The 25,609-nt window shown below is 42.6% G+C and carries 23 protein-coding genes; 6 read left to right on the forward strand and 17 right to left on the reverse strand.

Annotated features, from left to right (window positions below; translation table 11 throughout):
• Positions 1-9: 9 nt before the first annotated feature.
• The 9 genes from BR06_RS0101465 to BR06_RS0101505 form a co-directional block, all read right to left on the reverse strand.
• Positions 10-576 (reverse strand): hypothetical protein, encoded by a 567-nt coding sequence (locus BR06_RS0101465; protein WP_031479407.1) that lies wholly within the window; start codon positions 574-576, stop codon positions 10-12.
• Entirely contained in the window at positions 576-2,117 is a 1,542-nt protein-coding gene (locus BR06_RS0101470; RefSeq protein ID WP_031479409.1) for a hypothetical protein, read from the reverse strand. Before BR06_RS0101470 ends, BR06_RS0101465 begins: the two co-directional genes overlap by 1 nt.
• Positions 2,089-2,379 (reverse strand): hypothetical protein, encoded by a 291-nt coding sequence (locus BR06_RS0101475; protein WP_031479411.1) that lies wholly within the window; start codon positions 2,377-2,379, stop codon positions 2,089-2,091. Before BR06_RS0101475 ends, BR06_RS0101470 begins: the two co-directional genes overlap by 29 nt.
• Positions 2,380-2,426: 47 nt before the next feature.
• Positions 2,427-2,651, reverse strand: a complete 225-nt coding sequence (locus tag BR06_RS0101480) for a hypothetical protein (RefSeq protein WP_031479413.1) — start codon at positions 2,649-2,651, stop codon at positions 2,427-2,429.
• Positions 2,648-2,860, reverse strand: coding sequence for a hypothetical protein (locus BR06_RS0101485; RefSeq protein ID WP_031479415.1), 213 nt, complete (start codon positions 2,858-2,860; stop codon positions 2,648-2,650). The genes BR06_RS0101480 and BR06_RS0101485 overlap by 4 nt, the downstream gene beginning before the upstream one ends.
• Complete coding sequence (locus tag BR06_RS0101490; RefSeq protein WP_031479417.1) at positions 2,850-3,239, reverse strand: holin family protein; 390 nt, start codon at positions 3,237-3,239, stop codon at positions 2,850-2,852. The genes BR06_RS0101485 and BR06_RS0101490 overlap by 11 nt, the downstream gene beginning before the upstream one ends.
• A complete protein-coding gene (locus BR06_RS19110; protein ID WP_034602714.1) occupies positions 3,236-3,445 on the reverse strand; it encodes a hypothetical protein in 210 nt (69 codons plus the stop codon). The genes BR06_RS0101490 and BR06_RS19110 overlap by 4 nt, the downstream gene beginning before the upstream one ends.
• Positions 3,446-3,654: 209 nt before the next feature.
• Entirely contained in the window at positions 3,655-4,647 is a 993-nt protein-coding gene (locus tag BR06_RS0101500) for an MDR/zinc-dependent alcohol dehydrogenase-like family protein (protein ID WP_031479419.1), read from the reverse strand.
• 21 nt (positions 4,648-4,668) lie between these two features.
• Entirely contained in the window at positions 4,669-5,421 is a 753-nt protein-coding gene (locus tag BR06_RS0101505) for an N-acyl homoserine lactonase family protein (RefSeq protein WP_031479421.1), read from the reverse strand.
• Positions 5,422-5,846: 425 nt separating this feature from the next.
• Here BR06_RS0101505 and BR06_RS0101510 point away from each other — a divergent pair, with 425 nt between their 5' ends.
• The 6 genes from BR06_RS0101510 (at position 5,847) to BR06_RS0101535 (ending at position 13,690) form a co-directional block, all read left to right on the forward strand.
• A complete protein-coding gene (locus tag BR06_RS0101510) occupies positions 5,847-6,629 on the forward strand; it encodes a DUF169 domain-containing protein (RefSeq protein ID WP_031479423.1) in 783 nt (260 codons plus the stop codon).
• Between the two features lie 177 nt (positions 6,630-6,806).
• Positions 6,807-7,967, forward strand: coding sequence for a sulfite exporter TauE/SafE family protein (locus BR06_RS0101515; RefSeq protein ID WP_031479425.1), 1,161 nt, complete (start codon positions 6,807-6,809; stop codon positions 7,965-7,967).
• A 93-nt stretch (positions 7,968-8,060) separates the two neighbouring features.
• A complete protein-coding gene (locus BR06_RS0101520) occupies positions 8,061-8,741 on the forward strand; it encodes a hypothetical protein (RefSeq protein WP_051676858.1) in 681 nt (226 codons plus the stop codon).
• Positions 8,742-8,799: 58 nt separating this feature from the next.
• Positions 8,800-9,762, forward strand: a complete 963-nt coding sequence (locus BR06_RS0101525) for a phosphate/phosphite/phosphonate ABC transporter substrate-binding protein (protein WP_031479429.1) — start codon at positions 8,800-8,802, stop codon at positions 9,760-9,762.
• Positions 9,759-11,711, forward strand: coding sequence for an ATP-binding protein (locus BR06_RS0101530; RefSeq protein ID WP_034602715.1), 1,953 nt, complete (start codon positions 9,759-9,761; stop codon positions 11,709-11,711). Before BR06_RS0101525 ends, BR06_RS0101530 begins: the two co-directional genes overlap by 4 nt.
• Before the next feature lie 14 nt (positions 11,712-11,725).
• Positions 11,726-13,690, forward strand: coding sequence for a PEP/pyruvate-binding domain-containing protein (locus BR06_RS0101535; protein ID WP_031479433.1), 1,965 nt, complete (start codon positions 11,726-11,728; stop codon positions 13,688-13,690).
• A 17-nt stretch (positions 13,691-13,707) separates the two neighbouring features.
• On the opposite strand, the gene BR06_RS0101540 is transcribed toward BR06_RS0101535, so the two are convergent.
• The 8 genes from BR06_RS0101540 to BR06_RS0101575 all read right to left on the reverse strand — a co-directional run bounded on the left by BR06_RS0101540 (position 13,708) and on the right by BR06_RS0101575 (position 25,250).
• Complete coding sequence (locus BR06_RS0101540; protein ID WP_031479435.1) at positions 13,708-14,451, reverse strand: tetratricopeptide repeat protein; 744 nt, start codon at positions 14,449-14,451, stop codon at positions 13,708-13,710.
• 78 nt (positions 14,452-14,529) lie between these two features.
• A complete protein-coding gene (locus BR06_RS0101545) occupies positions 14,530-16,134 on the reverse strand; it encodes a SpoIID/LytB domain-containing protein (RefSeq protein ID WP_031479437.1) in 1,605 nt (534 codons plus the stop codon).
• Between the two features lie 49 nt (positions 16,135-16,183).
• Entirely contained in the window at positions 16,184-18,721 is a 2,538-nt protein-coding gene (locus tag BR06_RS0101550; protein ID WP_051676859.1) for a right-handed parallel beta-helix repeat-containing protein, read from the reverse strand.
• 9 nt (positions 18,722-18,730) lie between these two features.
• Positions 18,731-20,896 (reverse strand): AsmA family protein, encoded by a 2,166-nt coding sequence (locus BR06_RS0101555; protein ID WP_031479441.1) that lies wholly within the window; start codon positions 20,894-20,896, stop codon positions 18,731-18,733.
• Positions 20,897-20,918: 22 nt separating this feature from the next.
• Positions 20,919-21,851, reverse strand: a complete 933-nt coding sequence (locus tag BR06_RS0101560) for a hypothetical protein (protein ID WP_031479443.1) — start codon at positions 21,849-21,851, stop codon at positions 20,919-20,921.
• Between the two features lie 13 nt (positions 21,852-21,864).
• On the reverse strand, positions 21,865-23,070 hold the full coding sequence (locus BR06_RS0101565) for an S-layer homology domain-containing protein (protein ID WP_235727637.1): 1,206 nt from the start codon (positions 23,068-23,070) through the stop codon (positions 21,865-21,867).
• Positions 23,071-23,194: 124 nt separating this feature from the next.
• Complete coding sequence (locus BR06_RS0101570; RefSeq protein ID WP_031479447.1) at positions 23,195-24,304, reverse strand: hypothetical protein; 1,110 nt, start codon at positions 24,302-24,304, stop codon at positions 23,195-23,197.
• 31 nt (positions 24,305-24,335) lie between these two features.
• Complete coding sequence (locus tag BR06_RS0101575) at positions 24,336-25,250, reverse strand: hypothetical protein (RefSeq protein ID WP_031479449.1); 915 nt, start codon at positions 25,248-25,250, stop codon at positions 24,336-24,338.
• Positions 25,251-25,609 lie beyond the last annotated feature (359 nt).

Here is a 25,609-nt window from a genome sequence, read left to right on the forward strand (position 1 = left end):
TATGCCGCCTTACGAAAGCTGCTTATCTTGACTATTTCTAACCGCACAAAAAATTACGGCATCCACACTTTTATCCTCGGCTGCAAAGTATGTAGCCTGTGGAATAATACCAATTTTTGAGAACCCTGACTTTTCAGCCATCTGACATGCAAGCGGATTGCAAGATGGTATCAATCCCTTGATGCAATCCATGACATACCGCCCCGCGACGTCACGCGCTGTCAGTAAATGACGCAAAACACCTTTTCCCATTTTCAAAGTGCCTTCTCTATAAAAGCCCGGCATTATGGCCAAATGAACAAAACAAGAGCGATGAGCCAAACCATTTACCCAGAACATTCCCGAAGGTTTATTTCCTTTAAATCCAAAGAAAAAATGTTGCCCCTTATCATTTGCAAGTTTTTTAAATTCCTCAAAACATTCTACAGAACCATCATAGAAAACAGTCGGGATATGGCCAGCCTGCGACATCACATCCCAGAACCATTTCAAGTGCCCCTCTGTTAGGCTCAAAGTTCCGTCCAGATCTCTATATTTGTAGAATACAAAACCTCCATCCACCTCAAAACCGTACATTATTGCCCTCCAGTAAAAATGTCGTAATCCATAATGCCCTGAATAGATTCGTGATGCTGAACATCATTTTGCGGATTCGGAAAAACAGCTCCCAGTGCCGGATCCATAATCCGCGCCATGCAATCGAGCATGTCGTCATGCGGAGCGACTGGAAATGCTAGAAATTCGTCATCAATAAACTCCCGCACCAAATCTCTTTCACGGCCCTGATGATCCATGAACCGCCCTCGCCAAGGCAGCCAAAACCGTCCCTGCTCAAAAATAGGAACCAACTTTCGAATGCGGTCGGTTTTAGGAATATTTCCACCCATCGGTTCTATGGAAAATCTGTAATTCTGCTCGCCCATCACATACTGCATATGCTCAACATCCGCTTGCTGACCGTATTTCTCATAACCGACAATTTGCGGCGAATACGTTCTGTGCAATCTGAATAAAGCCCTTGCGCGCTCAGTCAGATTGAGACGATCTCGAATGCCATCAATCAAGTAATAATTCCGGTCCGGACCTAGCCCAATGACGAGCATTACGGTGTAATCACTACCAACCTTTTTCTCGCTTGCTGGATCCACAAGCAGATAGCGATTAAACTCACGCCACCTAGGCTTGCCGCCTTGAGCATGCTGGTCCCAGCGATTGATCCATTCTTCCTTAAACCCTTGAACATCATCAGCTCTTGGGTCCTGCATCATCTGGCAACCGAAAACATAAGGCCCCATTTCACGCCTTTTAGTTTCAAGCTGCTCTCTGGTAAGCAAAACAGGATCTCCTTCAAGAGTTCCATCCGCCGTTGCCGGAAAAATTCTCGGGATTGCGGCCTGCCGTTTCAAAATATCGCGGTAGGTATCATTAAAATGATAGCGGGTTCCAATATACCTCTTAACCCCTTCACGGGTACCTAGATTAATGGATAAAGCCCACGCCTCGGTAGTTTTGAAAATCATATCCGGTGTTGAAACAGAGTCCCGCGTAACCACATCATCATAAATTAATCTCGAAAAATGCTTGCCTGTCGGCTGTCCATCCACAAGCCCCCATCCTTCGACAGTCGCTTCCTTAGGATTTGATTTACGTTTGACAATTATCCCGTCCTCTTCCGACCACTTAGGTGAATCTTTTTTAGGATTCGCCCATAACACGTCTGAATAGCACTGCTTTAAAAGCTCGTTGCGCTCAAATTCCATTTTTATCTGACGCAGAAAACCCTTCGCAATGGGCCGGGTATGACTGAAAATTCCAACGGTGACTTCAGGGTCACGCAAAACATCCTGAATAGTCAGTGCGAACGTAATAATCGTCGATTTATAATGTTCACGGCTCCACAAATCGAGATGCCCATCAGAATCACGCTGAACGTCCTGACACCTAGCAAAAACCCAGTCATTGTTGGCATCCGCCCGTCCGAGAAGCCTTGTCAGCAAAAAAAACAAGTCGTTCCTGCCAAGCTCAGCCATTACCTGTAAAACTTCTTTCTTATCCTCCGCTTGACGAAGCACGGCGGCATACCAATTATTAGCACTGCTCAGATCCGTAAATTTCATCAAGCTTCTCCCTAAGTTCAGGACTTATTGTTTTGCTGGCCGCACGTTTTTTTGCAGGCGCAGCATCCTTTTTAACTTCACCGATACACCAAGCCTTCCTTTCCATGTCATGCCTTTTATGCATGATGTCGAGTTTCGCTTTTAAATCTTTCACCATATCCGAGTCGCTTGATTCCACAGCGAGAGCAAATACTCCCCGAAACCTTTCGAGCTCCTCCTTCTGACGTTTAACAACTCCACTTTTACTTACTTCTTTACTCACAAATTTCGCCCTCACAGCTCCGAATAAATTGAGATCTTTTTCGCGTGTTAATGAACACTTTTTTCTCCTAAAGCTTCATACACTCCAGCCTCTGCCTTTCTCATGCACTTGCGGCATAAATGCGCCTCACGGAAAACAATTTTTCCGGCAAAACGAGTTTCCATCCTAAAATATTCAAGATGATCAGTCCGTCCGCAACAATCACATCTACGTCCTTCAAAAGAGCCGCCTAACCATGTTGCCGTGTCGGCAAGTAATGCTGTAACAATCATTTGAACGCCTCATAAACAGCCCGAGCCGTAACCCCGACAAGAACAGTTGCAGTTCCCCAAACAGTACGTTCAAGGTTGCGGAACTTTTCCGCATGAGTGTGACACCGTCTAGCTCCATTAATTTCAGAAATATCCTCCTGAATTGACTTGACCCGTTCATCAATGCGAATCAGCAGATCCTGTAATTCACCTCTTTCTTCAGCCACCATTTTCCCTCCATGCTTTAGTTACTTTTTCCGCACTTCTACCCACAACATAACCGCCAAGACCAAGCTCCATCAGAGACCAAAGCTGCTTAGGCAAATCAAGTATCGGTGCTTCATCCCAGAACAAAGCCATATACGGATACAACAGGTAATTGTTTGCCACGATGGCGATAATCGTCAGCATTAGAATCGGCCGCCATGACCGCTGAAGCCAGTTGCCTGACATTTCAGCGAGCATAACTTTCAGCCTAGATTCAATTTCAACGAGCTCCCCGCGACTTTGGAGTTCCACAAGCCTAAGCTTAGCTTTCTCCCTTTCTCCAGCATCAGGCCAAATCTTATCAATAATGGTCGATCCAATATCAATAATTGAACCGATCATGCCATTCCTCCAGCTCCATCACGATGCTCTCTAGACTCCCAGCTACTTAGGCCCGGCACATTGCGTTTTGTTTTGTAATCACCAAGACAAAGACCTAGCTCCAGCCAGTCAGGATTATCCTCAACAAAACGTCCATAATTTTTTAACAATCGCCTGTTCTCTAATGGGTACAGAGCAGCGAGTGTTGCAGTTGAACTTTCATTCATTTCTTCCTCCTTATGTACAAAGAATATCAAGAAGGCCGGACCCGACTCAGCCGAGTCAGGTCCGGGAGTGTTTAAAAGTTCAAATAAATTTAGACAGAAGACGCAAAAAAGCCCTCCTCAAACAAATTTGAGGAGGGTTTAAAAAGCATAACAGACTAATATATAAAGAATATATATCTAAAAACAGATCATACTAAAATAATAAAACGCTACATTCTGATTAGCACTTTTTTAGCACCTTTCCGCTTTGCATGGGCAAAAGCAGCTGTAAAATCATCAAAATCATACGTATATTCGATTAAATCGGACACGGAAATGAGGTTTTGCTTGAGAATCGAGAGCGCAAGTCCCAGATCTCCGCACCGCGATCCCACAATTGATATCTCGTCAACCACAACTTTCGCCAAGTTTAATGAAGTAGGTTTGTGCGAAGTAGTTTTTGCAACTACCGTTCCTTCAGGACGCACTAACTCTATCGCATACCCGAGACCATCTTCACTACCAGTCGCTTCGACTACTAAATCATATTTACCATTAGTTTCTGTTAAAGATGCAGCCAAGTCAGACAGCTCCTCCGCGTTTTCAATACAGTGAGTCGAAACTCCCTGCGCCGCGGCAAGACCGAGTTTATCTTTATGCTTACCAATCAGAAGCACGTTAGGGTTATAAAGTTTTAAAGCTAGCGCGGTAAGTATTCCAAGCTTCCCATCACCAAGAACCATCACCTTCATATCACCTGTAATGTGAATCTGCTGACTAACTTCAAGTCCAGCAGCAAGAGGCTCCGCAAAAACCGCAGCTTCGCTGGCAATAGTATCATCAACAACGTAAAGATTATCTGCGGGAGCTTTTAAGTATTCCGCAAAAGCTCCATCGTGGTTCACAATTCCAATCACGGTTCTTCCGGGAGCATGCCTGCGATCTCCGTGATACGCACCACCAGTCCCCTTTCCAGTAGGAACATTAATATCAGCAATTACCCTTTTCCCTACAAGATCAGGACGATCAGGGCACTCTTCAACAACAGCAACAAACTCGTGCCCGGGGACACCTTCAAAGCCATAATACCCCTTGTGCAATTCGATATCTGTATTACAAATACCCGCAACAATGACTTTTAAAAGAGCCTCGTCCGCAAGTAGTTCGGGGCGATTTTTATCAACAATTTCTATTGTTCCATCTTTAAAATATACAGCTTTCACAAATCATTCCTTATCAAAATTTTAAGTTCCAATGACCGTATCAACCTTTGCGAATGACGGCTCATGAAGCGGTATTAATATATCAGCCAAAGCTTTAACCTCAAGCATAATGTCATATGCATTATAGGTATTAACACTAGTGCCGGGTGGAATAACTTCCATCTCCATCCCCGTAACCTCTAGCGGGGGGTAAAAGTTTTCCATTATTACGCAAAACCCTGTGATTGCGGCTAAGCCTCCATCAGTATCTATAAGTATAGTAAGCCCACCTTCGGTATGAACCGGCGTATGCATTACTCTAATACCGGGAACTATTTCACAATCTTCATCTACAATCTCAACCTGTCCGTTATCCTCGGCATCTTCAATATAATCTTCGAGATATCTAAAATCTAGTGGATGCGGATCATGAATATGCTCAAGCTCTTTGCGGTGCGCATAAATTTTAGCGTTCACACATTTATAATCATTTTCGCAATGATCATTATGCAGATGGGTATGAACCACAATATCTATATCTTCAGGCTTTAAACCATGCTTGGCTAAGCCATCCTCGAAAGTATAAATCTTACCACCAAGATCATGCTCTCTATCTTCTGAAATAATGGGTTGCATTTCACCCGTATCAATAAGGATATTTTTATCCCCACCTTCTAAATACCAACAATAAATCGGTATGATATAAGGAGATCCATACCCCTGTTGATATGTCATCATCCCCTTATCAAATCTTTTTGTTCCCATAACAATGGGATGAATTTTAAATTTACTCATTTTATCTCCTATCTGAATCAGTTCATCAAAGATTTCTTATTTATAATATGACAATGCTACTCCATAGATCACCGAAAGGTAAATGGTCCGCACCATAAGAGGATCCTAAAAAACGTGAAAAGTGGCACAACATTAACCTTAATCGTCATAAATAGTACAAAAACACACTCAAACAAATTTTCAAAAAATTTCTTGAGATCACAAACAACTAATTTTAAATGATTAATTAAAAGTTAGTTCTTTTTTTCACATTATATAGTGATTATTTATCAGTTTTAGAGCTAGTGTTATGTGAAAAAGTTATTTTTTTCTCTATTTCAGTTTTGCTTGAAGATTGTTTTGCAGGACTATAAATAGAGTTTAAGTCAAAAAGTCACCGATCAATTTGATCGGGTAAAAATTAATAAACGGACGAGGAGGAAATTATGAACTACAAGGAAATTCAAGAGTTATTGATGAAAGAAATGAGACTTTACCATTACCCTATCGCGGTAAAATTTTTCTATGACCAAGCGGAAGTAGATACTTTCAAAGAAAATGCAGAATTTTACGTCCCCCTCAAACCAATGACTTATTGCCAGTGGGAAATTGCTGCTCGCATGAAAGGTCAGACCGTTTACTCTGAAAAAGATGGCCTAATGTGCGGTAATGCACATTACAGCTTTGGCTGGAAAGATCTTGATGCTGCAGAAATCAAAGGGCACGCAAAATATACACGCGACCTCGAACAGGCTGAAAAGTTCGTTAAAAGTAAAACAACCCTTCCTAAAGGACTTATTGGCATCGCTGTTGCCCCACTAGGAGATGTTGATGGAATTTTCGAGCCAGATGTTGTTCATTTCTATGTTGATAACATGCAGTCCTACCACCTAGCAGTTGACTACATGGCTGCAACAGATACTCACCCACTTCGCCCGAATGTAACAATGAACTCATCCGCATGTGGTGGTACCGTTTACTCATATGTTGAAGATGAATTCAACATGTGCCCAGCGTGTTCCGGTAGCTACAATGCAGGTAAAACAGAACGCGGCGAAATCAACGTTATGATCCCTGGAACAAAATTTAAATCTGTTGTCGAAAGACTGGTTCAACGCATCGAAGAAAAAGGTAGCGGCGCAATAACACGTCCCGGTGACGGATTCCCCGGAGCTGATGTCTGTAAGAACTGCCCTTTGATTATCTTTAAGAAAGGCGAAGACAAATAAAAAAGCTGCACTGTTTACAGAGCAACAAAATAAACGGAGCGCATACAGCTTAAGTATGCGCTCCGAATGACAAATGAAGGCGCTAAGGTATTTCTTACTTATTAACCGTTTCCGCTGCAACGAAAGCGATTAAGAGAACTACTTAGCAAAACCAACTTTCACTTAAGGAGATACACTATGTTTAAATCCCGCAAAAGCCTTATGATTATGGCTCTGGCGGCGCTGACTGTGGCGGCTTTTGTTGAGCCGGCACTAGCAGACAGGCTTCAAGCCGCAATCGACGCTACCCCGAAAGGGACTGGCGCAGGCGAAATTAATTCAGAACTTGCAACCGGATTCCTCGGAATCAGCGGTGCTCCAACTCCATCGCTTATCATCGGATTCGCATGGGCAATCTGGGTAGGTTGGATTTTCTCTACTGTTGGTGCATTCGGCGGGATTATGGCTGGTGTAGGTCACATTACCATTTACGGCTTCGGTGACTTCGCTTCCACATTCAAGAAAACATCACCAGTAATGAACAAGCTCGTTACAGACTCCATTCGCGTATCCAACCAGTGGCTTGTAGGTACATCCGCAGCGATGTCCTCTTTCAACTATTTCAAAATGGGTCGCCTCGTTCTTCCACTAGGACTATCCCTTGCAGCTGGCTCAATCGCAGGTTCATACCTCGTGCCTTGGCTAACTGCTGGTAAAGTTTCTTTGAAAGACTACATCGGATTCTTCGGTCTCTTCGTTCTTTTCCTTGGTTGTTACCTCTTCTACGAAACAACTCCCAAAGGACAAGCTAACAAACAGCAGGCAAAAGAAGCTGCAAAAGCTTTCGAAAAATCCATCAAGAATGAAAAAGACGGTTGCGCTGTTGATACAGAATGTCTCGGTGTTAAAGTTGTCAGCTTTTCTATCACCAAATGTATCTTCACATTCTATGGTGTAGAATTCTCTTTCAACCCGCTCGTTCCTGTTTGTGGTGGTTTCGTAATCGCAGCTCTAGCTTCCTTCCTCGGAGTTGGTGGCGGATTCCTGCTTGTACCTTTCCTTACCAGTGTTGCAGGTCTTCCTATGTACCTTGTTGCAGGAACATCCGCTGTTGCTGTTCTCGTCGGTATGACCACATCTATCTTCACCTACATGGTAGTTAAAGATACTCCTGTTTTCTGGCCTCTCATCGGAGTTGAACTTCTCGGAATTCTTGTTGGTTCCTTCATTGGACCCCGCACTTCCAAGTACATCCCGGATGTATGGCTCAAGAGACTCTTCATCGTTCTCGCACTTTACGTTGGTATCCGCTACTCAACCAAGGGCTTCCTCGGTTACAGCATAGTACCTCCTTTCTAGGTCTCTAATTAAATTACAATCACCTACACCCGCAGGTCGTCCCCTGTCCCCCCACTATGTGCAGGGGGCGACCATATTAAACCGGAGTTATACATGTTTGATGTCGATACATTTCTTGCAGTTATTGATACTATTTTGATTACCCCTTACCGACTCCCCGTCCCTTCTGTCGCGGCGTTCTGGATCGGTACAGCGGCACTGGCATTATGGTGCACAATAGCCGGAGAAATAAGTATGGCTCTGGTCTACATGTGGAACAGAGACTACTACACCGACCTCAATCAGAAAATGACCCGTATGCACAACATTTCTGTTGAAGCCATTCGTCACCAAGACAAGAAAATATTCAAGTCCGCCAACGACTGGGCAAATGAATATTTCGGCAAAGTATTCTTCTCTCATGCAGCACTTTTCGCAGTATCACTATGGCCTATGGCTTTCGCTATGGGCTGGTTGCAGGAAAGATTTGTCGGAATAAGTGTTCATACAATACCTTACTTTGAATTTGGACTTGGCTATCCTTTCGTTTTCATCATATCTTATATAGTAGTAAGATATTCTTTCGCTAAAATAAGAAAGTTTGTACCATTCTTAAAAAGAATTGACGGCATGAAAGAAGAAGACGCTGTTAACGCAGGTGAAATGACTTCATGGACTGAACTGGCTCCGGAATTAGGCAAAGAATTCAAAACGGATTCTTCTACCGTCAAAGCTGTTTTAGATTCAAAGTCAGTGAATACAATTCCACAGTGCCCCGCTGAAAATAGCGCCTAAAACGTCCCCCACGCTCGGCATGCCACGGGAGAAGGCCATTCTCTCGCAAGGAAATTGAATGCTGAAACTGAAATATATAATTCCGGCCGTATTACTGCTTCTTGGAGCCGCATTCTATTTTCGCGGCCTTGGACTAGATGAAAATATTGTCAAAGTGGATATGTCTGTTCGGGAAGAAATCAATGTGCCAGACCCTGAACCAGCCATTACATATGCATACCTCCCTCAATATTCCCATAAAGTTTCATATCAGCGCCACAATAGGCTGATTGAATACCTCGCACGCGAAACAGGGCTCACAATCCGCCAAGTTTTCCCCGACACATTTGAAGAGCACCGCCGCATGGTCGAAAATGGCGATATTGATATATCCTTTTCAAATCCCATGACCTACATAAAAATAGCAGGGACAGGCGCAAAAGCTTTCGCCCGCATTATTGAACCATCAGGATCCCCCACTTTTCGCGGACAAATCATCGCGAGAAAAGATAACCGCATAATTCGCAAGGTCAAAGACTGCATAGGTAAAAGCTGGATTGCAGTGGACCCTCTTTCTGCAGGAGGATATCTCTTTGTTCTTGGTATGTTTCTGGAGAAAGGAATTACAAGCGATGACTTTAAAGAAATAGCCTTCGCAGCAGGTCCGGGGGGTAAGCAGGAAAAAGCAGTTCTTGCCGTCTATGCCGGAAAATACGATTTTGCATCAATCCGCGAAGGCACTCTTGATATCGTCAAAGATAAAGTAAACATTTCTAAATTACGCGTGGTAGCAGAAACAAAGCCCTATCCAAGCTGGGTCTACGCAGCTCGTAAAGATCTTGATCCAAAGATAATTGAACTGATTTCTAACGCAATGTTCAATCTTTCAATGAACAAGCAGGATCAATCTGAAATACTAAAACAAGCAGGAATGCGCGGTATTATATCTGCTAAAGATAGCGACTACGATTCCATCAGGGTCCTTATAGAAAAACTAGGCCTAAGCAGTCCCCCGAATAATACGGGAGGGCTTGTCAAATGACCTTTCTTTCCCGACTACGCTTTCGCACAAAAATAAATCTGGGCCTAACTCTAATTGTGGGATTTACAGCCCTCATTATAGCTCTTTTTGTTACCAGCATGGCATCCGAAGCTCTCATGGAGCAGTCGCGAAAAAGAGGAAAAGTCCTTGCCAGCAATCTAGCACTAAGAGCCGAAGATCCTCTGCTTTCGACGGACCTGCTTCAACTGGAATCAATGGTTAATGAAGTGAAAAAAGCTGATGATGAAATTGTCTATGCTTTTATAATGGATGACCAAAAACGAGTTCTAGCGAACAGCTTCAGAGACGGCTTCCCCATTCAGTTGAGGAACGCAAACACAAGTACAGACCAAAATACAATTGCAGCAGTCATGATTGATACGGGAACTGAAAAAATTTATGATTTTGCTGCGCCTATTTTCATCAGTAACAAAAAGCTTGGGACCGTTCGCATCGGCCTATCGCGAGCAGGCATTCAATCTGTTGTTCAAGATCTAATTTTTGCCATATCAGCGTTAACCGGAGCTGTTTTACTCGTCGCAGTCTTAGTTTCAACTCAGTTTGCGCGGCGCATGACTTTCAGACTCGGGACGCTCCAAAGGCATGCTGAAGAAATTGTTCATACACATCTTGGCCCCCAAAAACGGGACACATCCAATTCTGACGATACGATAAAATCATTTTTCTCACCCCATCGAAAGAGGCTTAAAGGTGATGAAGTTCAAGAACTGGCTGAAACCTTCGATGCTATGGCAATGAACCTTGAAAGCCACATCGAAGATCTCGAAATAACGGAAACCAATCTCACGAGACAAAAAGAACTTCTCAAAACAATCATCAATGTCTCACCGGATTTCATCTCGTTAATAGGCCCAGCCTTGACCTATATGGCGGTTAACAAGCCGCTGGCTACCCACATAGGCAAAACAGAAGAAGAAATAGTTGGGATGACAGACAAAGAACTTTTCCCTCAGCGTAATTTATCAATCAAAAATCAAGAAGTCCGGCAAGTTTTAAATACCGGCGAAATTGTTAATAAAGAAACCCGAGAAATGATAGATGAGAACTCCGCCATTCGCTGGTTTCACACTATTCGTGTCCCCGTATATTCTGAAAGCGACAGAATTATTGGAGTACTTTCTACAGCTCGAGATATCACAGAACTCAAAAGCTATCAGGCCCAGCTAATTCAGTCTCAAAAGATGGAATCTGTTGGTAAACTTGCTGGTGGCGTTGCCCATGAGATTAACACCCCGTTAGGCATTATTTTAGGGTATTCCCAGCTTCTGCAAGACGATGTGGCGCCCGAAGATCAGATTTCCAAGGATTTGAAAACAATCGAAAAACAAGCTCATGTTTGCCGTAAAATTGTGTCAGACCTACTGGGATTTTCACGCCAGACTGAAAGCGAAAAGAAAGAAATGTGCTTCAACAACTCAATTCTTGAGGTGGTCCAGCTTGTCAGCCACGCTTTCAAGCTTGAGCAGATCGAAATATCTACGGTACTTGATGACCGCTTCCCCATCATTCACGGTGACCCTGAAAAGCTTAAACAAGTTTGGCTGAACCTCCTATCAAACGCGATGGAAGCAGTTGATGAACACGGAGCTATCCAGATCACTACAATTCTCGACATTTCAACCATGACCATCACAGCACTCTTTGCTGACACCGGACATGGAGTCGATCAGCAAAAACTTGGAACAATTTTCGATCCATTCTATTCAACTAAACCTGTAGGCAAAGGAACAGGCCTAGGCCTTTCCGTATCATTTGGAATTATTAAAGATCACGGAGGTACCATCGAAGCCATCAGCCCGATCCCCAAGGACACTCTAGCGAGAATGAACAGGGCTGACACATCCGGCCCCGGCACTCTATTTAAAGTAGTATTACCACTTGATGCCATTTCAGCAGATGAACAAGTTGTTAACACTGGCTCAGCTTAGCGCTATAAATAACCATGAAATTTAGACAGCTATTTAACCACTGGACATACGAAACTTTTCCTCCGGGCAGACTGCTCAGGAGACGTTACAATTCATTCAAGCTACTGATGGATCTTGAAGAAGAATGTTTACAAATAATTTCGCGAATTGAAGATATCGGATTTGGACTAAGCGTAGTTGACTGGGCAAATGTAGAAAAGCTTTCAGAGGATCTCGGCAAAAAAGTTCTCTTGATACTGGAGCAGTTGCAATCCATGAATCCAGTGCGATTTATGGATATAATGGACTACTATAACAAAATAAATTTTTATGTCCGTATGGCAGTCACAGTTCCTGACTCTGAAATATCTACACCATTTACAATACCACTTTCAGATTCCTCCCAATACCCTGAGCATGTCGGAGCACAAGCTATAAATCTTTCCCGCATCATGAATGAAACAGATATTCCAGTGCTTGAGGGAATAGTAATCAGTTCAGACGTGTATAATTATTTCATCGAGGCTAATGACCTGCGAGACGAGATTAATAATGTTTTAGAATCCATAACAACCATCGACCACGAACTTTTAACCACAGCATCAAAAAAAATAAACTCAATCTTTTTAAACGGTACAATGCCGGGCGTGGTCTCCAATGAAATAGAAATAGCAGCTCTCGAAACGGCAAGAGGCGGCAACATGCTTATTCTTTCTGCCAGCGTCACCCCTGATGAGGAAAAGAAAGAACTGCCGGCAAACTGCTATGTAATTTCAAATGTTAAACCGCAAGATATCGTAACAGCATGGAAACAAGCCGTTCTCGCAAAATTTTCGCCTGAATCAATAAAGATACGTATCAAGCTTGGCTATTCCAGCCATGAAACACCCGTTTCCGTTCTCGTGCAGCCAGAAATAGAAATCAACGATTCAGGAACTATCGAAACCCTTTTTACACAAGAGACCCCACTCCCACCCGCTGATCAGAAAACAGGATGCTCGTCAATTTTAAACAACAATGATTCTGCGCAATTCATATTCTCGAGAAGAGAGAAGCAACGCATACTTGCGCGCCCGGAAAGATCCACACTTTCAACGCATTCTGCTAAAACAATTGCAGCCAGAGCATTGGAAGTTGAAGCCTTAATTGGCGAACCACAAAAATGTGGTTGGATTACAGATTTACGAAACAGGGTGAAGATAACATCTACTACACCTTATCCCAACGAAGGGATTAAAGCCGACGACCGCATGAAAAGAGCATTGCCCTACATTGCGAACTTAAATATTTCTGCTAAAAACACCGAAGTTTTTCTGCCCGAAAAAAGTAAATCCATGTACGATCTTGTCCGCTTTGCAAACGAAAAAGCCGTATCGGAAATGTTCTCACTGGTAAGTAAAGAGGGACTAGGGCTAGATGGCGCAAAACATTTAAAAATCAATGATCTAATTTCGCTAACAATTCTAAACCTTAATGATGGTTTATTCACAACGGCAGCAGGTAAAATGGATATTTCAACCGACGACATAAAGTCTGCACCAATGTGGGCATTATGGTTCGGTCTCGGTAAAAAGCGTCCGGGATGGTCAAAGAATAACAGCATTGAAGGATACGCTATACTTTCCAAAACGTACCTTAACATTAAGCTTAAATCTGAAAAAGATTTGTCCGAAGTAGACTCAGTATGTGATCCCACCAAAGATAAAAACCACATACATTTCAGATTCAAGGGAGGGGATGGAACACAGGTTCAGCGCATAGCAAGAATAGAATTTATAAAGCAAATCCTTACCAGAGAAGGATTCACTCTAAAAACTCAAGGAGATTTAATTGAAGCTATCCATGGGCCAGAAAAAGAATCTGAAATACAGAAAAAAATAGCCACAATAGGCCACATAATCGCACATCTTGCGATCAGCAATCCTGTCGCGGAAGATGTAGAAACGGCTAAAGATAAAGCTGCACAGTTTCATGCTTCTCTTGGAAAAAAAGAAAACTAAAAACGAGCACTAAGAAACTAACCAGCCTTAGATTTTTTATGAATTTGAACAAGAAAGTGAACCAGTTTATCTTCAATCTCGCGATCATCAACATACTCAATAATCATTTCTTTTGCGTCTTCCAAACTAGATTCTTCTAAAAGCTCTCGCAACCTTTTTCGAAGCTCAGCCTTTTTGCGGTCCACAATAAGATCTTCAAGAATATCTGTGGCATAATCATAGTCTTCTTTAGCTAAAGCCTTTCGAAAACTTGTCCCCTTAAAATGGGCATAAACTTTGCCCGAAATTCCCGACAAAATCATACCAAGCCATACACCAACCACAAGAGTTGCGAGGTCAGCAGCCCGTTCTTTTATAATGCCTACCCATTCAGAAAGATCTCTGTCTTTTAGCAGATCTTGCGTTTTACGCATCTCTACAACAAGACGCTTTGCCACAGGGTTATTTTTATTAATTTCAAGGGCATGCCTAAACTGAGTTTCAGCCGCTTCAAGATCTCCGGCTTTAAAATACGCCCGCCCAAGCAAACTGTAAAGCCAGTCCGATTTTGGATAACCCCGCAAGCAAGCTTCAAGATTGGAAATAGCCAGCTCATGTTCCTCACGGTCCATCAGCTCCTGTCCTATTCTCCCGCACGATAATTCAGTAATTATATCAGAATTTGAACTGAAATCTTCTGCACGACTATCATAAATTCCAACAAGCAAAGTTAACGTAACAAGAAGGCAGCCCGTCCAGATAATTCTTTCAAATTTAGTCATTTAAAACCTATATGCTTTCAAACTTATAAGGTCATTATCACAATAAACACAGCGGACAATAGCAACGGCTAAAACTGGTTACCACAACTGCTTAATGCTCGTACTAGGATAATAAAAATCTAAAATGGCATCATACTTCTCAGTCTTACCCATTTCAGCTCCGCCCCACTGGGAATAGCCAACTCCATGTCCCCAACCATGCCCCTTGAACACATAGGAATCTTTTACCTTTTCAATCTTTAAAAGGATATCAGGTAGCGATAGGACTCTTGAACTCCCCAAAGTAGTTCTGGTTCGCAGGTCTCTCTGCCCACCCTTGTATTTAATCCTAACCTTAGTGATTCTTCCAGAAGGCCCCTTTTCAAGAGCCTTAATAGAAATGATACCGGGCACGGAAATACCTATTTTTTTAAGCTTCGACTCGATGGAACTCACCCTATATTTACGGTTCCACGAAGCCATTTTTCCTTTCAAACTAGCAGGGTCTTTATGAGCTACCAAATACTTCTTACCTGCTCCGAAGATGGCCTTGGAATCCGCAGTATATCCGCCGCTATTAGCTGTGTATTGAGCTAAAATAGGCTTCTTATTATAAAGTAAAATCTGACCGCGAGTATCTTTCACAGCCTGATTTGTACGCTTATCTTCCCGATCAACACCTGCGTACATTTGATCATAAGTATCTGCGTATACATCATAAAAAAGATGGGTCCGGTGAAGTTTCTGATAATATGCATAGGTTCTGGCCGCCACTGCTTGCGCTTTAAGAGTCTCTTTCGGCCATGACGCATATGATTCAGCAGGAACAACTGACTTCAAATATTCTTCCATAGAAACCATGTTCAAAATAAGTAGTTTTCCCTTTCGAATGCTAACCTCAACAAGCCCTCTAACTTTTTTGGACTCTTTACCATAAGTCACTTTTAGCGGTACTTTCGAAGTAAATTTTATTCGCGTAGCCGAAACGACCTTGCCGTCTAAAACTAGTTTATTTCCAGAAATTCCAACCTTATATTTTTTACCACAACCAAGTTTTCCCGCACAAATTTCATCGTCCTTTGTCCCGACAGTTACGACCATAGAAGTCACTCTCCGGCTCAGACAAACACGAAGGTCAGGCTCCTCACCAACTGGAACAGGCTTAACTTCGGGCTTAGGCTTTACTTCTTCCTTCATGGCCGAAAGAACCGCTTCCACTTGATACTTAAACCTGCCTACCGGGTAATATTTTGCATACTGCTTCATGATGGCGCGTGACCGATCAAACTCATTCATTTGATAATAGAGAAAGCCCAGCCTGTAGAGCGCAGTATCAGAATGTTTGGGATAGTTTTTCCCAATAGCCCTATAAATATCAGCGGCCTTTTCGGGAGCATCCAGAAAAGTAGAAAGAACCATAGCTTTGCCAAACATAGCGTGAACACGTGTTTTTGCTACAGGGGAATAATCAATAGCGGTATCATACTGTTCAAGAGCTTCAAAATATTTACCTACATCAATTAAATAACTTGCGTAATTGATATGCCACTGCGCCTGAGCCTGATCCTCCAAATCTATGGAGGAATATTGATAATTCTGCATAGGGATATTTGATGCAGCAGACGCAGAATAGGGCAGTAAGGCTCCACTAAAAAGCAGAGCTGCAATCAAAGACAAAAATAAGATAGAATTCTTTTTTTTCATAATCATCTCTCTTCAGCTAGCGAATGATAAAATGTAGTCTATAGCCAATTTATTTATTTTCATCTGTAATCGCGTCCGTTGCAGGTTCCTTACTCTTTGAGGCATCAATAGCACTTTTGATCTCAATTGCTTCATCTTTTTTTATTTCATTTTGGGGTTCGCCTGTTCCATTTGTGGGTGAAACAGTTGCGTTTGTGCCGTTCACAACAGGCTCGTTCGAAAGCTTATTTTTGCCTATAATCTGATCAATATAATCCTTCATATAGAGTAGATTGCTGTCAGCAGGACTTAAGAGCAGAGCCCCTTCGAGGACCTGCTTAGCATGCCCTATTTCACCCTTATTCAATAGCCTGCGCACATAAAGCTGATGCAGCCTAACATCATAAGGATACTTGGAAAGACCTTCGCTCAAAACCTGGGTCAGCCTAGCATCATCATCGAGCGCCAAAAGCGTATATGAAAGGTACAAGTAAATATCTCTATCATCTTTAACTCTCAAAGCCTCTTCAAGCTTCTGATAAGCATCACCATACTGCTGATCATGAAAAGCCTTCACCCCTTGTTCTTTAAGCAAATCAAACTTCTTTTCGAGCAATTCAGGGGTAACCGTTTTATCATCGACTAATATGACCTTACGACCATGTGGATAAGGTGCGTCCAGTATGGATTTAACAAGAACGTCGCCCTTAATTTTCATTTTATCAGACGAAGCGGTTCCAAAATAATTATCAACAACAACAAGCTTTGCGCTTGAATTTATATTTATTTCATTATCAAAAATATTGTTCTCAGTAATATTGCTATTTCCACCTGAAAAACTGATTCCGGTCGTACAATTACTGATGCTCGAGCGCACTACAGACCCGTTACCAGAACTAAGCACCATGCCCGTTTTTACGTCAGATATTCGAAGTCCGGTGAACTCATAACGTCCCATACCAGAGACTCCTACTGCATATTCTCCCCCCCCCGCAAAATTGGAGGACCTTATTTCAGCATGTCCACCGGCAGCAGAGACTCCCATGTTAAAGCCTGAAAAATCGCAAAGTGAAAGAACTGCGCGACCACCGGGCAGAATATTAATTCCTTCACTTCCTTTAATAGCTTCTCCTGCTTTAGGACTTTCAGATATAAACTTAATAGGAGCACGAATTTCTCCGAGGGCTGTTAAATAACCTGCAACATCAACCCGCGCCCCACCTTTAAATTTAATTCTAGTGCCGGGCAAAATTATAAAATTTGCCCCCTCTGGAACGGATACTGGCAGAGAAATAATGTAATTCCCCTTAACCAGCACACCCCTAAGTTCCCCGAAAAGTTCACGCTCATCAAACTGCGGGACAATAATTTTCAAAACACCATTCTGCGCAGAAAGGTTGCCCGAATTATCCATAGAGCGAACTCGGTAATAAACGGCTCCGCCCTGCACAATTTCAGCATCGCTGAAAGACGCACTCTGAGTTCTACCGATAACTTCAAACTCACCTACAGGATCACTTCCCTTTTCTATGATAAAATCTTCAATATCTTTAGCTAAAGGGACATCCCAAAAAATTTCAACGCTGTTTTTACCAGCATGTCCGGTTACACCCTCAGGTCTTGGCGGTAACTCTCCATCAATAGTTATAAGCGAGCCGGCTTCGATCCATAAACGATCAATCCCATTCCCTTTACGCATCCTGATCAATAGCGATTCATCAACTGCTTTTTCACCTTCATGAACCACATAAAAACCTTCGTAGATACCTTCAGCGGTTTGGGCCAGCGGGATATCTTTTTTAAAGCTTCCGATATCAAAAGAACATTTCAAACCAGGCTCAGCATCCACGCGTACGGAAATTCTTTTGCCGACACCGAAAAGTTTATTATCAACATTAGTATCTACAGAAACAACTTCTGGAAGTTTAGGTCCCTTAGGGCTGTCAGGAAGCATTTGGGCAAGTGTCCACGCCCAATCGTAAATAACCATCCGCATCTGCCGTCTTGAAGGATCAGAGAGCACCTCTTCTAAAATTGTACCTGCAAGGGAAAATAGCCCTGTCGGCACGGAAACTCTGCGTTTTGAAGCACTTTCACTCCATTTACCCACAAGTTTACCTTCTGAATTCAAGATTTCAACTTCTGCGTCTAATTGAAAAAGATCGAAAGCAACGGCTGTAATCATGTCCGCGCTTGAAATATTAATTCGAACAACACCGTCTGCTTTAAGAAGTGTGCACAGCTCCTTATTACTCATGCCTTTCCAAGCATCCGCATCTCCGCCCCCTCCAAGAAGGTTGTCCACAACACTCTTCTGCAAAGGTAAATATCCCTTACCTGCCAGCTGATTATACATGGCGCTTCTTGTAATATCCGCAACAAAAGTACGATCATCATCATCGACAAGGGCAGACTTGTGCACCGTAGAATTTTCAGAATGAACCATATACTGTGCAGGTAAAATTGCCACTCTATATGGAATAGATTCTTCTTCGGTATACTGAATGGGCTGTTGTTTACTTTTTGTAGTAAGACAGGCGCTTACTAACATTGAAACAAACAATATCAGTAAAAATGAAAGAATAAATTTTAAGCGGTTTTTTTTCATAATCATCTTCTAAGATTTTAACTTTCTATCAATATTAATTGCGTTAATGGTACCGAATAAAGATTTAACCTTACCGTCCAATTTAATCCGTTTATCTTCAAGAGAGTAAGAACCATCACCCCAAGCTTGCAATGAGTTTCCCTCTAACGAGAAAGACTTAATAAGCACATTTTTACCGGATATTGCGGCCCGTACTCTACTAGTCTTGAAATTTAAAGCATCATTCGCTTCTGTTCCGGTTGATACTGCCTCAAGCATATCAATAAAAAAACCAAGTCTCGGATCAATATTCGCTATATTCAAAATCTGCAGATTATCGACCTTAAAAGTCCCATCCCCCTGAGTAGATTTAGCTAAAGCTCCAGCATCACCACCCTGAACAAAGACATTTGCATTCAAGAAAACTTTACCGCGAAGTGAAACCGAAAGGTCCTCGGCAAAACAAGCTATCAAATTTGCCAGACTTGTCCCTCTTCCTTTTACACTGCACTGAGCCGCAACTTCCTCTTTTGTGAAAACCATATCTACATTAAGACTGAGGTTAAAAAGTTTACCACTCGACTTTAAAATCCCACGTGATTTTCCACTTTCAAGGTAAATAGCAACATCCTTAAAAGGCCAATCATTATAGTAAAAACGGCGAATTGTGGCCTTACCGTTTATATGACCGCCCAACATCGAACTGAAATCAAATTTTTCATATTTGGAAGAGGTCACTTCATTTGAAGGACTGCGAATGCTTAAAGAAGAAAGTACAGCCTCGAGGCCGGAACGTTTAGAGTAAGGAGAATTGAAGTAGCCAGAAGCGGATATTTTGGTCCCTTTGTTTTCCAGTTGAGTATCAAACTGAGTTTTTAAAGGAGTTTTTTTTTCAGCATCACCTGTAATCATATAATCAAAAAGAGAAAAATCATGAGCTTCAGCTTTAAAACGGGCCTTCCTCATTTCGAGGGGAAAAGCGAGCGCGGCCTGCATGCGAAGATTCCCACCTGTAGCCGATGCAACATTAAATGTTCTAACTGAAACGATCGGCTTGCCGTCCTTTATTTCAATGTCGGCATCAATATCGGAAATATTTAGCTCTTGAATTTTTCCATCGACAGACTCAAGAACGAGCGCCAACCCTTTAGCTGACACTGTCATTTTTCCGGATAAAGCGGAGGAACCGGACTTATTGCCGGTCACGGATGAAGGTGGCGTGGCAAGCTGAACATTTTTCAAGATCAACAGCCCCTTCGGCTTAATTGATTTCAGCTTAGCCGATTCACAAAGAGATAACGTGGCATTACGCCCCCGCTCACTTCTCTGAGCCATGTCATACAACTCTTCGGCGTCAATTTGGAGCTCTTCCAATGAAATTTGGTATGAACCGCCTTGCCCGATTACAACCGACAAATTCTTCCCATTACTAGAATCCAAAACCAAATTTCCGGCCTTAAAATTCATTGCGCCAATGGCGCTATCTACACTGAAATCAAGATCACGAGTTTCAAATTTTCCAGCCTCAGCCAGTTCAGGTATGGAACTGTTACTCATATATCCGAAACCAGTAAGGAACCCGAGGAATGCGGAAGGATCAATGGAACATTCTGAAGCTTGCAAGTTAAGCTTAAGTGGTGAAGTAGACTGCATATCCAGCTTACCAGAAAATTTAAAACCGAGTTCAGCAATGGACGCACTTCTAACATTAAAAGCGAACCCACCACTATCCTTTTCCATGCTAGCAGAAATGGTAAGAGGTTCGCCCTGAATACCATTTGTCAAACGCAGCTTGCCAGACACAACATCAAGCCTTTCAGGGAATATAGCAGGAAGCTCAAGTCCCGAGGATTCAGAACCGCTGCCATGCGCCGCGGTCTGCACATCGGGATCTTGCAGGATGACATGACGAAGTTTCACATTTCCAGTCAATAAACTCGCAATATCGGGATAAACTTCAAGCATAGGCACATGGATCAAGTCATTCCCGCGCTTAATTTCTAAGTTTTTCACCTGAATATAAGGTAAGGGATTGTAATGAAGTTCTATATCCTCCATTACAATCCCCATTTCAGTCATTTCAGAAAGCAGATCTTCGGCAGCATCAACGAAGTAGGCTCTTACAAGCACAATAGAACCAGTTAAAACTAGAACCGCAACCAGTCCGGCAATAAGAATACCTTTCTTCTTCAACACTGCAATACCGCCTTATGTCTTTCTACTTGAGTACGAAAACAACCTTAGCATTTGCAAGTATGTTGTACTTCTGGTCATACGCAAAAACAGCAGAAGCATCAGTCGCACTTACAACCGCATCAGTAACATTCTGAACACTCTGGCCCTTTAAGATCATAGGAGACTTACTTCCCCATGATTCAAGTAAAGCCTTAGCCTTCTGCAAATCTGTGGTGTAACCGCCACAACCTCTTTCGATAAGTACCTGATTAAGCACCTTGGAAGGGTCAAACAGCACTTCATTTTTCTCGGTTAAAATGCGGTTAACTAGAGCTGGCTTGAAATCGAAAGCGCGGACATCCACGATTATGCCATCAACAGGAACAGCGACAGCAGCTTCAATTTTGGCAGCAGCAGGAGCAGTGGTCTGAATTTCTTCTTTTGAAGGGGCTGGTGCTACAGTATCAGCAGTAGGCCCGGGGACAACCTTTATGTCGTCAAGAACAACTTCTGACTTAAACTCTGTCATTTCGCGAACACTAAGCTCATTTGGGCTCTTAATAATCATATCTTGAAAAGAACTGTATACAGAATCATTTCCATGCAGATTTAATCTTAAACAAACACGGGCGTACCCTTCTGTCCTGTCAAAATCTTCACCACAAGGAGCTGCACCGCGAAGTGTCCCCTGAACTGTAGTTCTAATAACTTCGCTGGAAAGCATACCGTCACGAACAGTAGTTTTACCAGTAAGTCTCAGCCCTTGAAAAATTTCAAGGAGCCTTTTCTGTGCAACGACTTCAGCTGCGCGTTTTGCTCTGTAGCGGCTCTGCCCAGCTTCGGATTCTCCAATAACCTGAATGTATCCTTTTTCAAAGATTTGATCAGGTCTTACAACTTCCACAATTTTATCTTGTGCAAGAGCAGTCCCTGCAAGCATGCAGAAAGCCAATATTGTAAGTATAGTTTTTTTCATAATTTCCTCCGCGCTAGTAAACATTCATAACGTTACGAAGACGCATAAGCGAGAGAATGAGGTCAGCCCCATCCATATTGGCATCCGGGCGAAATGCTCCGGAAAGCTCAGTCTCCATCAAGTTTCTATTAACCACGGTGACAATAGCATTGTACCAAGCATCAGTAGTAGTCACATCCGGGTAAAGGGATCTGGTCTGACCCAAGTGCTGCGAAGACATAGACTCGTCTCCGGTAAGCTTGATCAAAACATCTTCCAGCACAAATGCTAGCTCTTTACGAGTCATAGGATCTGAAGGGTAAAATAAGAAAGCGTGTGTCTTCTGGTCGAACATAGGCTCAAGACCACGAACCTTCCACTTAATCACAGTCATGATTTCTGGCTCAAACATGTGATTTACGACATCAGCAGGTGTGAACTCAGCTTTTTTACCACTGTCAGGCGCTGGAATGCGGCCTGCAAATAGCCTATCAAGATGAAGCTCATCAACTAGAAGAGCGGCAACATCAGCTCTATCTACAGAATCCTTAACAGCAATTTTCTTCGCAACATCGGTCAAAGTATAGTTACGCATTGCTCTCACGATTTTCTGCACGCGCTCATACAAAGCATTTGCTTTATCGTGCCACTTGCCGGGAGCCGCGCCTAAAACAACTCCAAGAAGCTCTTCCGACTTGCGGAATTCTCCACCCTTAAAGAAAGCTTCGGCCATGAAATAGTCTACAGCTTCGGTGTTACGGTAATAGATAAGGTCATCTTCTTGAACATTTTTAGCCATTTGCTTTGCATCGTGATGAAGGTCCTCAGCTCTGCTCAGCCACCCTCTGGAAGCAAGGTGAGTATAAACCCTTATTCCGGTAACATAGACACTGAATTTAGCAGCTTTGTCATCTGCTTCCGATACAGCTTTGTCGAACTGGTCGATAGCCCTTTCAGAATCAGCAGATTTATACCCGTGGTCAGTCTCTGCCGCTGCGCGTAAAGCATAAACTAAAGCCTTACCAGCTATTGCCCTAGCATATTCATCATCAAGAACAACAGCTCTTTCAAAGCGAAGGAACGCTTTATCCGTTTGTCCTTGATCAATAAGTTCCATCCCCATTAAGTAATGATGGGCCGGGTTATCCTCAATGTGCTGCGGCGTAACTTTTTTCGCACACCCCGCAAAGGAGAGGAGCAAAATTAACACTCCTAAAAATATCGCATATCTTCTCATCATGGTGTCCTCCTTGCTGCGAAAAAAGTTTCAGCAACAATCATGGTTTACCTGTAAGATACATCAAAGGCATAAACAAGCGAGGGGAAAAGATTTAGCATCCACCCCTCGCTTATAATTCAGTTGATTAAAACCCTTCTGGGTTTTCCCAAAGGAATTTTAGATTCCTGCCATCACTTTTACTCTTAAACCTTTCAACTCCGAGATCTCTTAGCATTGTATCAAATCTTTTCATTAGATCTTCAGTGCGTAGATTGGACCAATAAACCATTTCCATATTTTTTGTGCTCTGCCTTTTTACATGCTTACGCACAAATCCAGGAACGTCCTGTACAGCTGTTTCCACAACTGTCACATCAGGGAATCCAAGGAAAGTAACTGCGTAGCGGAAACCTTCACCTCTATCCAGTTCCGTCTCCATGTACTCAAGCATGTTTTTTGCGAGAGAAATGGAACTCCAATATACTTCTGAACGAGCAGCCTCTACTGCGTTTTCATAACGCACAGCAGGCTTGCCGGACAGGTCTGCGTCAGTCTCTATAACCCGCTTTACTTCACCGACCTTAAGTTGATCGGAAAGACGTACACAGGACATATTCATGACAGGTCTTTTATTAGGAGGCAGATCAAGATCTACAGTTACAACATAATCAGCTTTAAGCATGCGACTATGTTTAATGGCCTTTTTAAGGTCCATAGTTCCTTCAATAGAGCTGTACTTTGCACGAGCAGTAGGCCAGTCGATTATCTCAAACTGGAAATTCTGCCCAAACACCTGCCCGACCGAATAAACTAGCTTCTTCATTGATTCCACTGGAACCGAATTGAAACCTTCAGCAGTGCTGAAAATCAACACCCTTGGATGTCCGGACATTTTTTGGAGAATACTGATTGTAGTATAATCTTCAAAAAGCAATTCGCGGTTAACCTGGGCATCAATAGTTATGGTATAACCGTCCTCCGCAGTAGCGCCTTCGCTAATGACGGCATATGACGTGACATAACCTTTTGCATGGCTGGTTATTTCATCCCGCACCAAAATTCCGGACTCAACAAGAGTAGCAGAATCAATAGCGGTGCCAATCTCAACCTCAACAGCTGTCCGCAATGCGGAGTTAAGAGCCTGATGGCGATCAACTCCTTCTCCCATAACCTGCACGGCAAGAGCTATTGAGGCTGTGAACAAAACTGCGAGAGTTAATGCCACCATTTGTGAGCATAATTTCAAGAAGGACATAAACAGACCTCTTTACTGCTTTAAGGTAGACTTACCAATCATTATTGCTTTTCTTCGTACGCTGTCTGACACTATGCTGCTTAACGATTTTAAGCTCATTGCCTGAAATGTACACACGGCCCTTCATGTTCATCTTTCTGAGCATGCGAACCATATTGCGCTTCAAGTGAGCGGAATCGATTGAGGACTTGTACCAGTACTCATGGTGTGAGGAAGTATTGAGAGCATTACTCTTAGGCCTGTGACTATCGTAACCAGTGTAGATAACGATGTAGTCTTCAATATCAAGCATATCGTCATCATTGAACCCATCAAAAATGAGAGTCCACTCAAGCAAACGACCGCTTGAACTAACTCCACCGCTACCACCGTCAGAAGAACCTCCATCAGGATGATACTGATCAAGTCTGTCACCAAGCACAGCGCCAACATCAGCACCGATAATCTTCGAAAGTTTACCTACCGCCTCAAGCACATCATTTCTGCTGTAAGGAGATGGTACTAGTTGATACTGCTGCGGCTCAGATTCAAAGTTACCCATTCTTGCGCCATCATTAACAGACAATAAACGGCCCTCTACACGAGCGGTAACACGAACACTGTTTGCATTTGATTTTACGTTTGGGTAGATGCTGAAAATTGTGAGCACATCAATTCCAGCATCTTTAGCGATCTGAATCAATTCAGCGTCATTACGTCTGATGCGTCCTTGAGCATGTGTTTGGTGGGTGAGCGCTGTTTCATCGCGTACATCAAAGCCGCGATTTATCAGCTCGTTTGAAATTGAATTAAGCACCCGTTTAAAAACGCGAGAATCGCGCGGAATGGTGTCTTTATCTACATCTTCACCAACAATCATAACTCTAGGTAGATCTGTTGCCAGCGCCAAAGATGGCACTACAAAAAAGCTCATCAAGGCAACAAAAAGTAAAATTGTTTTTTTCATTTAAATCTCCTAAATTTTAAAATTACTCCCAAGGACAGCCGAGCCTTCAAGGCAGGGCAACCCCAAAAAACTGAAACACCTTAAAAAGACGACTACTAATTAAGTAATAACCGTCCATCAAAAATATATTTTTAAATAAAAAATTGCCAACCAAACACCCCATACAAACATATACATACATTAAATCACACAGTTTAAGCAACCTTATCATATAAATGATCTTCCAAAAAATAACCTTCAATGACATTTTTTAGACAAACATCAACCAATCCTGAAGCTAGGGATTGAAATATATAATCTTTCTGGTTAGAAGGTTTCTAATAACTTTTTCTATTTTATACATTGATTAATGAAAGATC

This window comes from Maridesulfovibrio frigidus DSM 17176, assembly GCF_000711735.1.
Taxonomy (GTDB): Bacteria; Desulfobacterota; Desulfovibrionia; order Desulfovibrionales; family Desulfovibrionaceae; genus Maridesulfovibrio; species Maridesulfovibrio frigidus.

Excerpts from the sequence above, each read along its gene's own strand:
- BR06_RS0101485 (WP_031479415.1), bottom strand. The coding sequence starts at position 2,860 with ATGGTGGCTGAAGAAAGAGGTGAATTACAGGATCTGCTGATTCGCATT.
- BR06_RS0101520 (WP_051676858.1), top strand. The coding sequence starts at position 8,061 with ATGTTTGATGTCGATACATTTCTTGCAGTTATTGATACTATTTTGATT.
- BR06_RS0101480 (WP_031479413.1), bottom strand. The coding sequence starts at position 2,651 with ATGATTGTTACAGCATTACTTGCCGACACGGCAACATGGTTAGGCGGC.
- BR06_RS0101560 (WP_031479443.1), bottom strand. The coding sequence starts at position 21,851 with ATGAAAAAAACTATACTTACAATATTGGCTTTCTGCATGCTTGCAGGG.
- BR06_RS0101505 (WP_031479421.1), bottom strand. The coding sequence starts at position 5,421 with ATGAGTAAATTTAAAATTCATCCCATTGTTATGGGAACAAAAAGATTT.
- BR06_RS0101550 (WP_051676859.1), bottom strand. The coding sequence starts at position 18,721 with ATGAAAAAAAACCGCTTAAAATTTATTCTTTCATTTTTACTGATATTG.
- BR06_RS0101535 (WP_031479433.1), top strand. The coding sequence starts at position 11,726 with ATGAAATTTAGACAGCTATTTAACCACTGGACATACGAAACTTTTCCT.
- BR06_RS0101575 (WP_031479449.1), bottom strand. The coding sequence starts at position 25,250 with ATGAAAAAAACAATTTTACTTTTTGTTGCCTTGATGAGCTTTTTTGTA.
- BR06_RS0101540 (WP_031479435.1), bottom strand. The coding sequence starts at position 14,451 with ATGACTAAATTTGAAAGAATTATCTGGACGGGCTGCCTTCTTGTTACG.
- BR06_RS0101570 (WP_031479447.1), bottom strand. The coding sequence starts at position 24,304 with ATGTCCTTCTTGAAATTATGCTCACAAATGGTGGCATTAACTCTCGCA.
- BR06_RS0101565 (WP_235727637.1), bottom strand. The coding sequence starts at position 23,070 with ATGATGAGAAGATATGCGATATTTTTAGGAGTGTTAATTTTGCTCCTC.
- BR06_RS19110 (WP_034602714.1), bottom strand. The coding sequence starts at position 3,445 with ATGAATGAAAGTTCAACTGCAACACTCGCTGCTCTGTACCCATTAGAG.
- BR06_RS0101510 (WP_031479423.1), top strand. The coding sequence starts at position 5,847 with ATGAACTACAAGGAAATTCAAGAGTTATTGATGAAAGAAATGAGACTT.
- BR06_RS0101465 (WP_031479407.1), bottom strand. The coding sequence starts at position 576 with ATGTACGGTTTTGAGGTGGATGGAGGTTTTGTATTCTACAAATATAGA.
- BR06_RS0101545 (WP_031479437.1), bottom strand. The coding sequence starts at position 16,134 with ATGAAAAAAAAGAATTCTATCTTATTTTTGTCTTTGATTGCAGCTCTG.
- BR06_RS0101530 (WP_034602715.1), top strand. The coding sequence starts at position 9,759 with ATGACCTTTCTTTCCCGACTACGCTTTCGCACAAAAATAAATCTGGGC.
- BR06_RS0101490 (WP_031479417.1), bottom strand. The coding sequence starts at position 3,239 with ATGATCGGTTCAATTATTGATATTGGATCGACCATTATTGATAAGATT.
- BR06_RS0101515 (WP_031479425.1), top strand. The coding sequence starts at position 6,807 with ATGTTTAAATCCCGCAAAAGCCTTATGATTATGGCTCTGGCGGCGCTG.
- BR06_RS0101470 (WP_031479409.1), bottom strand. The coding sequence starts at position 2,117 with ATGAAATTTACGGATCTGAGCAGTGCTAATAATTGGTATGCCGCCGTG.
- BR06_RS0101525 (WP_031479429.1), top strand. The coding sequence starts at position 8,800 with ATGCTGAAACTGAAATATATAATTCCGGCCGTATTACTGCTTCTTGGA.